This is a genomic window from Marinobacter sp. (assembly GCF_033722195.1).
Taxonomy (GTDB): domain Bacteria; phylum Pseudomonadota; class Gammaproteobacteria; order Pseudomonadales; family Oleiphilaceae; genus Marinobacter.
The window spans coordinates 1-9,654 of the sequence record NZ_JAWVZL010000109.1 but is presented as its reverse complement, the minus strand read 5'-3'; the positions used below and the strand labels follow the sequence as shown (position 1 = coordinate 9,654).

Genomic DNA, 9,654 nt, shown 5'->3' with positions numbered 1-9,654 from the left:
GGTACAGCCGGCCGACCTCCTCACCGTCCCGCCGGATCACGAATTCAGCGGTCTGGGCGGTGAAGTTGGCGCCCCGGCGCTCGCCGATGGCGACGAATTCGTAGGCCAGGTCGCCGATCATCACGGTGTCGCCCGGGCTCATGCGGACATCCCGCTCAACCCCGTAGTTGGACACCACGGTGGCGCCGGCCATGGTGATGGCCAGCCCCAGGTGACCCAGCACCATACCATAGTAGCTGCGGCTCTGGCGCTTGAGGCCATGCCAGCGGCCCTGGCGGGATTCCGCTTTCTGCCAAAGGTCCTGCAGGGTGGCCACGGCAACCCAGGCCGCGGTGAAGACGCCGATCACGGCCCAGGGCTCGAAGCGCCCGTGCCAAAGCGGCACAGCCACCGCCGCCACCAGACTCCAGGCCGCCGGCCACAGCAGTTTGCGACCCAGCCAGCCGCCGTCGGTCTTCTTCCAGCGGGAGAAGATCCCCACACCCATCAACAGGCCGACGGCGATGGCCACCGGGCTGAAGGTGACGTTGTAGAAAGGCTCACCGATGGAAAGCCGGCCCATGTCCAGGTAATCCAGAATCAGCGGGTACAGGGTGCCCACCAGCACCAGCAGCATGGCCGCCATCATCAGCACGGCGTTCAGCAGCAGGAAGACCTCCCGCGACAGCGAACCGTAACGCACCCGGGAATGCACCACCGGCGCCCGGAAGGCGTAGAGCGTCAGGCTGGTGATGATGGTGATGGCCAGCAGCGCCAGCAGGAACTGGCCCCGGGCCGGGTCGGAGGCGAAGGAGTGCACCGAGGTCAGCACACCCGAGCGCACAAGGAAGGCGCCCAGCAGACTCAGCGAAAAGGTCAGGATGGCCAGCAGCACGGTCCAGCTCTTGAATACGCCGCGCTTCTCGGTCACCGCCAGCGAATGCACCAGCGCGGTACCCGCCAGCCAGGGCAGCAGGGAGGCATTCTCCACCGGGTCCCAGAACCACCAGCCGCCCCAGCCCAGCTCATAGTAGGCCCACCAGCTACCCAGGGCGATGCCCAGGGACAGGAAGGACCAGGCAACCGTGGTCCAGGGTCGGGACCAGCGGGCCCAGGCGGCGTCCAGGCGACCACCGATCAGGGCCGCAATAGCAAAGGCGAAGGCCACCGAGAAACCCACGTAGCCCATGTAGAGCATGGGTGGGTGCACGATTAGGCCGAAATCCTGCAGCAGCGGGTTGAGGTCGGCGCCATCCGCCGGCACGTTGGGCAGCAGGCGCTCAAAGGGGCTGGAGGTGAGCAGCAGGAACAGCAGAAAACCCACCGTAATCATGCCCATCACCGACAGTACCTGGGCCACCATGGCCGCCGGCAGGCCCCGGCTGAATACCGCCACCGCCAGGGTCCAGCCCGCCAGCATCAGCACCCACAGCAGCAGCGAGCCCTCGTGGCCGCCCCAGACCGCGCTGAACTTGTAGTACCAGGGCAGCATGCTGTTGCTGTTGTTGGCCACATAGGCCACGGAGAAATCGTCCACCATGAACGCGTGGGTCAGAATGGCAAAGGCGATGGCAATGAACACAAACTGGCCGGAGGCCAGTGGCCGGGCAAAGGCTTGCAGGCTGTCACGGCCGGTCAGTGACCCCACCAGCGGCACGCTGGCCAGCAGGCAGGCCAGAAGCAGGGCCAGTACCAGTGAAAATTGTCCGAGTTCCGGAAACATGATGTTCTCCCGTCGACTTAATTGGGCAGCAGTCTCAATAGGCGGCCGGCGCCTCGGCGCTCTGGGCCTTGCGCATGGCGGCCCGCTCCAGGGACTCACTTACCTCAGGCGGCATGTATTGTTCGTCGTGCTTGGCAAGCACCTGCTCCGCCACAAAGACGCCGTCCGGGCGCAGCATACCGGTGGCCACCACCCCCTGCCCCTCTGCAAACAGGTCCGGCAGGATGCCGGTGTATTGCATGGTCACCGAGGCGTTGTAGTCGGTCACGCGGAAGGCCACATCCAGACTGTCAGGGGCACGCTTTACCGAGCCCTCCTCCACCATGCCCCCGGCCCGGATGCGGACCTCTTTCGGGGCCTCGCCGCTGACGATCTGGCTGGGGTCGTAGAACAGGTTGATGTTCTGGCGCAGGGCGTAGGTGGTCAGGCCAATGGCCAGACCCAGGCCGGTCAGCAGGAACAGGACAATGAACAGTCGCTTTCGTCTTATCGGGTGCATAGTTGCTTTCTGGGCTCAGGTTCGGGATTGGTTGATCGGGCTGAAATCGCCGCCGCCGGGCTTGACCGGATCGGTAACCGCGGCCTGACGCTGGCGCAGGGCCTCCTGGCGAACCTGCTGGCGAACCAGCGCCTTGCGCTGGCGCACGGACCAAACCACCAGGGCGGTCATCAGCACGAAAAAGACGGCGTAGCAGGTCCAGACGTAGGGGCCGTGGCCCTCCATCATCAGCAGGGCCTGGAAGGAATCGAATTGCATGTTCACGCCACTCCCCGCGGCTGGATTAGGCTCTTGACCCACTGGGTACGGCGCTCACGCCAGAGAATCTCGGTCTGCACCCGGTAACAGGCCAGCCAACCGAACAGCAGGTATAGACCCAGCACCACCAGCAGCAGCGGCAGCCACATCTCCACCGGCATGGTGGGCTTCTCGGTCAGCTTGAAAGTGGACGGCTGGTGCAGGGTGTTCCACCACTCCACCGAGTACTGGATGATCGGAATGTTCACCACGCCCACCAGCACCAGCACCGCCACCGCGCGGGCGGAGGACTTTTCATCGGAGATGGCCGCCGCCAGGGCGATGACCCCGAAATACAGGAACAACAGGATCAGCATGGAGGTAAGCCGGGCATCCCAGATCCACCAGGTGCCCCAGGTGGGTTTGCCCCAGACCGCACCGGTGAACAGCGCCAGAAACGTCAGCACCGCCCCCACCGGAGCGACCGACTTGACGAAGACATCCGCCAGCTTCATGCGCCACACCAGGGTCACCACGGCGGCAACCGCCATCATGACGTAGACCGACTGGGCCAGAAAGGCCGTCGGCACGTGAATGAAAATGATGCGGTAGCTGTTGCCCTGGAGATAGTCCTTGGGCGCAAAGGCCAGGCCCCAGACAATGCCGGTCAGCGTCAGCGCCAGGCCGATCACCAGGAACCAGGGCATGAACCGGTTGGCAATGCCGTAGAACCAGCGGGGTGAGCCCAGCTTATGAAAAAATTGCCACATCAGGCCGTAATCCTCTCAACTCGATGACAGGCTGATCTTCAGGGCCGCCGCCGAGGCAAAGGGCGCCAGGGTCAGCGCCAGTGCCAGGAAAGCCCCCATCAGTGCCAGGTAGGCGCCCACGGGCGCGCCCTCGGTCGCCGCCATGACCGTGCCGGTTCCGAAAATCAGCACGGGAATGTACAGCGGAATAATCAACAGCGACAGCAGCACGCCGCCAGACCTCAATCCCAGGGTAAGGGCCGCGCCGATGGAACCGATCAGGCTCAACACCGGAGTTCCGATCAGCAGCGTTAGACACAGAACCGCGATAGAGTTCCCTTCCAGGTGCATCATCACGCCCAGAACCGGCGCCAGCAGCACCAGCGGCAGGCCCGTCACCAGCCAGTGCGCCAGGGTCTTGGCCAGAACCAGCAGGAACAGTGGCTGGGGCTGAAGCACCAGCTGCTCCAGAGTGCCGTCGTCAAAATCGTGGCGGTACAGGTGGTCCAGCGCCAGCAGGGTCGACAGCAAGGCCGCCACCCACAGAATACCGGTGCCGGCCTGGCGTAGAAATGCCACTTCCGGGCTAACCCCAAGGGGGAAGAGCGAGACCACCATGACAAAGAACAGCAGCGGGTTGAGCAGATCCTGACTCTGCCGGAAGCTGACCTGCAGGTCCCGCCGTAACACCGCCAGCATGGCCGCCGGCAGGCTCACACGGGGCTCCGCCAGCGGCAACGCGGTGCGGGTGTGCGCCGTCATGATGGCTGCCCCAGTTCGACCCGCTGCATACCCGCCAGCGCCAGCGGATGATGGGTAGTGACCACCACCGCGCCGCCGCTGGCCACCCGCTGGCCGAGCAGCCGCTCAAGGCTGTCCACACCCTGGAAATCGATGGCGGTAAAAGCTTCATCCAGAATCCACAGCGGCTCGTCCGAGATCAGCAGCCGGGCCAGGGCCACCCGCCGCTGCTGGCCGGCGGACAGGTGCTGGCTGGGAACGTCGTGAAAGCCCGCCAGGCCGCAACCGTCCAGGGCCTGGCGCAGGACGCCGTCAGGGTGGCGGTGGCGGCCGGCCAGCAAGGCGCGCAGATTCTCCAGGGGCGTCAGCAGCGGCTTCACCCCCGGCCGGTGGCCGATGTACAGCAGATTGCGCAGGAACTGATCACGCATGCCACCCCGGGGCTGGCCGCGCCAGAGGATGCGGCCGGTGTAGCCGTCGTGGAGGCCGGCCAGTATGCGCAGCAGGGTGGTCTTGCCGGACCCGTTCGGCCCCTCGACACGGGTCAGTGTGCCGGGCACTATGGATACGGACAGGTCCCGGAACAGGACGCGATCGTCGCGCTCGCAGCTCAAGTCGACAGCCTGGAGTAACGGCTCGGACATCGGGGCCTCAAGGTAGTGGTGGTGGCGCGGTGAAGACGGCGTCCTCAAACCGCCGCTATTATAACGAACTAGAGCCAGGATTACTCACCCGGGAAAGCGATCGGACCAGACTGAAACATGGTGACCAAACTACCCGACAGCGGCCAGACGCCGCCCCCGGTCGAGGGCGTGAAGAACCTTCGGCCACCGGCGGCGGCCGCCACGGTCCGGGCCGATCCGGCCCCCAGCCAACTGAGCCCCGCCCAGCAGTTGGATATGCTGCAGTTGCAGAACCGCGAGACCGTCCTGGCCCGCGTGGCCCAGGTGCTCAACAGCGCCCAGGGCCAGGCCGCCGAGGCGGTGCTGGACATCCGCGGCCGCAGCCTGCTGATCCAGCCGGCAGTGGGTGAGACGCCGCTGGCACAGGGCGACTGGGTCAAGGTCATGCGGGCCGGCAATGAGCTGCAGCTGCTGGGCAAGCTGGCCGGCGCCCCGGAGGCTCGCATTGCCCAGGCCCTCGCCCAGCGCCTTCCCTGGCAGCAGCGCCTGGACACCGGCCTGGCCCAGCTCGTCAACGCCCTTGGCGCCGCCACCGGGTCGGCTCCGGGCAGTTTCGCCGGCCGCGCGCCTTTACCCACAGCGGTGACCGAGGCCATCCAGCAACTGGTGAGCCAGTTGCCCAGCGGCAAGAGTCTGACGACCGCCCTGCCCCCCGGCGCAGCCACCGGTCCGGCCGCGAGCACGGCACCAGGGGCCGACCCGGAGGCCCTGGTGGCCCGCATCAAGGCGTGGATCAGCGACAGCGGCAATTTTGCCGAAAGCCGGGTGGCCCGTGCCGCCGACATGCCGCTGGCGGACCTGAAGCTGGCGCTGGGTCGCATTGTGGCCAGCCTGCTGGCGCAACAGGGGGGCGATGCCGGCCAGTTCAACCGCTACACGCCGCTGGTCAGTCACGAGCTGGTACAGGCGCCCCTGCAGTTTCCCAACCCCCTGCCCTCGCCACCGCCTGTAACCGGCCGCGAGCCCATGGAGGCCGGCCAGATGCTGCGGCTGCTGGCGGGCATGCTGAACCGGATCTCGGTCAACCAGCTCCACAGCCAGGCACTGACCAACCGGGTCACCGCCGAGGGTCCGGCGCCGGCCACCTGGCTGGTCGAGCTGCCCTGGGTCAACCCCCAGGGCGAGCCCCGCCTGGCCCAGCTGCGGCTGGAACACGATCGCGCCGGGGAGGAAGGCGGCAAGTCCCGCAGGGCTCCGGCGGTGGCAGAATGGCGTTTCTCACTGGCGCTGGACCTGGACGACTCCGGCTCGGTGTTCTTCGAGGTCAGCCTGCGGGATGTCCAGGTGTCGGCACGGGTCTGGGCGGAACAGCAGGACACCCTGAAGCGGGTCCAGGAGGAACTGACGGGCCTGCGGACTCGCCTCAGCGATCTGGGGCTGGATGTAGTGGATCTGGAATGCCGCCGGGGCACGCCCCAGGGCTCGGCCACCCGGCTCGAGCAGCGGCTGGTGGACACCCGGGCATGAGCGGACAGGGAGGGGTTGAGTGATGACCGAACAGCCGGGCCGGAATGGCCGTGAAACCGCCGTTGCCCTCAAGTACGACGGCAAGCGCGCGCCCGTTGTGGCGGCCACAGGTATGGACGAGGTGGCGGAGGAGATCATCCGGATCGCCCGGGAGCACGGCGTGCCGCTCTACGAGAACCCTGAACTGGCGGCCATCCTGGCCCGCCTGGAACTGGACGAGGAAATCCCGGACACCCTGTATCGGGTGATTGCCGAGATCCTGGCATTTGCGTTCAATCTGCAGGGCAAGACCCCCGCTGATGCGGGGGCCGACGGCCAACCCAGGCCGCCGTTCCTGTGAGCGGAGGCGGGTGAGCCGGGGAAAGTCGGATCAGGCGGCCTGGCGGCGCTTGAGAGCGGCCACCAGTTCGGCCTCGGGACGGGAAATACCGCAGGTGTTCATCAGGTCCTCGATGTCGGCGCCCAGCTCCACCAGCCTCGAAGCTTCATCGTAGGAAACCCGCAGCGGATCGTTCTGGCGCATCTCATCGATCAGGCGACGGAGCTCGTGGAGCTGGCGTTCGCAGGCCACCACCCGATGCCCCACCCCCATGCTGCCACTGCCAGTGGCGTGCAGTTCCCGCCCCAGGGTATCGCAGCGCTCCTTGAGCTGGTTGCGGAGCTGGGCGATCTGCCGCCGCGACAGCCAGGCCTGGGTGAACAGCAGCACCAGCGCGGTGGTGGTCAGGGCCCAGGGGGCCAGAGGGGTCCAGTCGTACATGGTTCAATCTCCTGTGGAGTCTGACCCGAGTGGAACCCGCCCCGACCTGTCCCGGTCAGAGTGAGGCGATTTCAGCCCACTCGTGGTCTGCCAGCATCTTGTCGAACTCAACCAGAATGATGAGCTCGCCGTTCTTGTTGCACACACCCTGAATGAATTTGGCGCTTTCCTCGTTGCCGACATTGGGCGCCGTTTCAATCTCGCTTGCCTTCAGGTACACCACCTCGGCCACCGAATCCACCAGCACTCCCATGACCTGGTTGGCGGATTCCATCACCACGATGCGGCTGGCATCGGTGACCTCGGCATCCGCCAGGCCAAACCGGCGGCGGGTGTCGATCACTGTCACCACGTTGCCCCGCAGGTTGATGATGCCCAGCACGTAGTCCGGGGCACCGGGAACCGGCGCGATCTCGGTGTACCGGAGCACTTCCTGGATCTGCATGACGCCAATGCCGTAGGTCTCGTCGTCAAGACGGAAGGTGACGTACTGCAGAACCTGATCGTCCTTCGCCGCTTTCGGTTGTCCGCTCTGGGATGCCATAGTGCTCAATCTCCTGCACAGGGTCCCGGAACGGGACAGCCTGATTGTCAAAAAACCATCATTCAGTGCCCGTTACTATAGATCAGGGCACAAACCGTGCCAGTTGCGGCATGGTTTCCAATTGTTGCGTGTTGTTGCACGCCGGAGCCGGGATTCAGTCCAGCTGCAACCGGTGCTCGCGCTCGGCACGGGCCAGCAAGGATGCCATAGTGCCCACATCAATGAGTGCGCACATGTGCTTAATCACGGTGCCCGCCAGCCAGGGCCGCTTGCTGCGACCGGAGCGCCAGCGCACCTCGTCCGGATCCAGCGTGAAGGACTGGGCGACGTCGTCGCAGGCCAGGGCCCACTCGCTGTTGTCCAGCCGGATCACAAACCGGTACTGGTCCCGGGCCCCCTCCGGCACCCGGCCCGCCATGATCCACTCGGCGGTATCCACCACCCGCAGGTTCTGGTCCTGACTGGGCAGCATGCCCATGTACCAGCGCGGCCGGCCGGGTATGGTCTTGACCTTGCCATCGAGCCGATGGATCGCACCCAGCAGCACCAGGGGCACCGCCAGCTGCAGGCCGGCGACCCGGAAGATCAGGCACTCGAAGGGCCGCTCCGACCAGGGCGGCCGGCTCGGCGGCGCCTCGGGCTCGGGTTCCGGCGTCTTCGCCACCTCCGGTTCGTCCCGGGTGAGTATGACCGGGGCGGGGGCTTCGGGCTCTACCGGCGGTGGCGGCGCCACCGGGGCCTTGAAGTCAGGCTCGGCCGGCGCCGATTTTGGCGGCGCCTTGGTCTCGGCCTTGCCCACCGGCTGCGACAGCGCAGGCGCCGGCGGCTCGGGTTCGGCCTCCCGCGCACCCCGGACCGCGGTCTGCAGCAGATCGTCCAGGTAGCTCGCCAGCGCATGGTCCGGCGTTGCAAACTCGGTCTTGCGACGGCTAGTCATCAGAACGCCCGATTTCCGGCGCCGGCTGGATTGCCGTCAAGGAACCGACAGTCATGATGCCCGCTTCCCGGACCTTGCCATCTGGTCCTGCAGGTCTGCCAACAGCCGGCGATAGGCACGGACACCGTGGGTTTCCGGGTCGAAATCCGAGGGCACCTTGCCGGCCTCGCTGGCATCCCGGAACTTGGTGTCCACCGGAATCGCGAAGCGCCAGAGCTCGTCCGGGTAGGTCTTGCGCAGCAGGTTGAGACTCTTCACCGAGGCCTGGGTACGGCGGTCGAACAAGGTCGGCACGATGGTGTACTCGAGCCGGTTCCTCTGGGACCGGGTGATCATCTCCAGGGTGTGCAGCATGCGCTCCAGACCCTTGATGGCCAGGAACTCGGTCTGGACCGGCACGATCAGGTGCTGGGCCGCCGCCAGGGCGTTGACCATGAGCACCCCCAGTGAGGGCGTGTTGTCCAGCAGCACGTAATCGAAGTCGTCCCAGAGCTGGGTCAGGGCGCGGGAGACGATCAGGCCCATGCCTTCCACCCCCACCATCTTTCGTTCCAGGGTAGCCAGCGCCGTGCTGGCCGGTATCAGGGAAAGGTTGCGGCAACGGGTTTCCGTCACCAGCTGGGCCGGCAGCCCGTCGGGTACCTTGCCCTGGTGCTGGAACAGGTCGAAGGCACTGTGGCTGAGGGTGTCCGGATCATAGCCGAACCAGCTGGTCAGGGAACCGTGGGGGTCCAGGTCCATCACCAGCACACGTTTGCCCTCGCCTGCCAGGAGCCCGGCAAGCGCTGTCACGGTGGTGGTCTTGCCCACCCCACCCTTTTGATTGGCTACTGCCCAAATTCGCACAAAGCGTCTCCGTGATTGCTCCGCCACACTAATAGGGTGTCGGCCATCTGATCGGTTTCTTGAGTGTGGCGGAGCCGCTAGGGTTCCTTCCTGGCCTGGGTTCCGCGGCAATCCTTTGCCCACTCCGCCGTTTCCGGAACGGGATACAGGATTCGTGCCAGCCTGTCGGTTCCCGCTAGCGCATGACACCCCGGATACTGGCATCCCGGGATATCAGCAGCACCACCCGGCGATTGCGGCTGCGGCCTTCGGCGGTGTCGTTGCGGGCCAGCGGCTGATACTGGCCATAACCTACCGCCGCCAGCCGCTCCGGTTCCACACCTTCCATGATTAGCACCCGCACCACCGCGGCAGCGCGGGCGGCGGACAACTCCCAGTTGGAGGGGAAGCTGGCGGTGCGGATGGGCAGGTCGTCGGTGAAGCCCTCGACGCGAACCGCGTTATCGCGGCCCTTGAGCACACCGGCAATGGTCTCGAGCAGCTCGAAGG

At 66.1% G+C, this 9,654-nt stretch carries 13 protein-coding genes; 2 read left to right on the top strand and 11 right to left on the bottom strand.

From position 1 onward, the window contains the following. From R3280_RS14460 to ccmA, 6 genes are all read right to left on the bottom strand, one after another. Nucleotides 1-1,702: heme lyase CcmF/NrfE family subunit (locus R3280_RS14460; protein WP_318999322.1), on the bottom strand; the 1,702-nt coding region annotated here is incomplete at its 3' end. A gap of 34 nt (nucleotides 1,703-1,736) precedes the next feature. Next, nucleotides 1,737-2,201 carry a cytochrome c maturation protein CcmE gene (gene ccmE / locus R3280_RS14455; RefSeq protein WP_318999321.1) on the bottom strand — a complete coding sequence of 155 codons (465 nt, stop codon included), beginning with the start codon at nucleotides 2,199-2,201 and terminating at the stop codon, nucleotides 1,737-1,739. Between the two features lie 15 nt (nucleotides 2,202-2,216). After that, nucleotides 2,217-2,459: a heme exporter protein CcmD gene (gene ccmD, locus R3280_RS14450; RefSeq protein WP_318999320.1), complete on the bottom strand. Its 243-nt coding sequence runs from the start codon at nucleotides 2,457-2,459 to the stop codon at nucleotides 2,217-2,219. Nucleotides 2,460-2,461: 2 nt separating this feature from the next. After that, nucleotides 2,462-3,208: a heme ABC transporter permease CcmC gene (gene ccmC, locus R3280_RS14445; RefSeq protein WP_318999319.1), complete on the bottom strand. Its 747-nt coding sequence runs from the start codon at nucleotides 3,206-3,208 to the stop codon at nucleotides 2,462-2,464. A gap of 15 nt (nucleotides 3,209-3,223) precedes the next feature. Next, nucleotides 3,224-3,949, bottom strand: a complete 726-nt coding sequence (gene ccmB, locus R3280_RS14440) for a heme exporter protein CcmB (protein WP_318999318.1) — start codon at nucleotides 3,947-3,949, stop codon at nucleotides 3,224-3,226. After that, nucleotides 3,946-4,572: a cytochrome c biogenesis heme-transporting ATPase CcmA gene (ccmA, locus tag R3280_RS14435; protein WP_318999317.1), complete on the bottom strand. Its 627-nt coding sequence runs from the start codon at nucleotides 4,570-4,572 to the stop codon at nucleotides 3,946-3,948. Before ccmA ends, ccmB begins: the two co-directional genes overlap by 4 nt. A gap of 117 nt (nucleotides 4,573-4,689) precedes the next feature. On the opposite strand from ccmA, the gene R3280_RS14430 reads away from it, so the two are divergent. Next, complete coding sequence (locus tag R3280_RS14430) at nucleotides 4,690-6,078, top strand: flagellar hook-length control protein FliK (protein ID WP_318999316.1); 1,389 nt, start codon at nucleotides 4,690-4,692, stop codon at nucleotides 6,076-6,078. Nucleotides 6,079-6,100: 22 nt separating this feature from the next. After that, nucleotides 6,101-6,418 carry an EscU/YscU/HrcU family type III secretion system export apparatus switch protein gene (locus R3280_RS14425; protein WP_318999315.1) on the top strand — a complete coding sequence of 106 codons (318 nt, stop codon included), beginning with the start codon at nucleotides 6,101-6,103 and terminating at the stop codon, nucleotides 6,416-6,418. A gap of 30 nt (nucleotides 6,419-6,448) precedes the next feature. Here R3280_RS14425 and R3280_RS14420 read toward each other — a convergent pair whose 3' ends face one another. The 5 genes from R3280_RS14420 to R3280_RS14400 form a co-directional block, all read right to left on the bottom strand. After that, nucleotides 6,449-6,838: a DUF2802 domain-containing protein gene (locus R3280_RS14420; protein WP_318999314.1), complete on the bottom strand. Its 390-nt coding sequence runs from the start codon at nucleotides 6,836-6,838 to the stop codon at nucleotides 6,449-6,451. A gap of 55 nt (nucleotides 6,839-6,893) precedes the next feature. Next, a complete protein-coding gene (locus tag R3280_RS14415; protein WP_318999313.1) occupies nucleotides 6,894-7,382 on the bottom strand; it encodes a chemotaxis protein CheW in 489 nt (162 codons plus the stop codon). Nucleotides 7,383-7,536: 154 nt separating this feature from the next. Next, nucleotides 7,537-8,319, bottom strand: a complete 783-nt coding sequence (locus R3280_RS14410; protein WP_318999312.1) for a CheW domain-containing protein — start codon at nucleotides 8,317-8,319, stop codon at nucleotides 7,537-7,539. A gap of 51 nt (nucleotides 8,320-8,370) precedes the next feature. Further along, nucleotides 8,371-9,165 (bottom strand): ParA family protein, encoded by a 795-nt coding sequence (locus tag R3280_RS14405; protein ID WP_318999311.1) that lies wholly within the window; start codon nucleotides 9,163-9,165, stop codon nucleotides 8,371-8,373. 175 nt (nucleotides 9,166-9,340) lie between these two features. Beyond that, the coding region (locus R3280_RS14400; RefSeq protein ID WP_318999310.1) for an OmpA family protein at nucleotides 9,341-9,654 on the bottom strand (314 nt) is incomplete at its 5' end.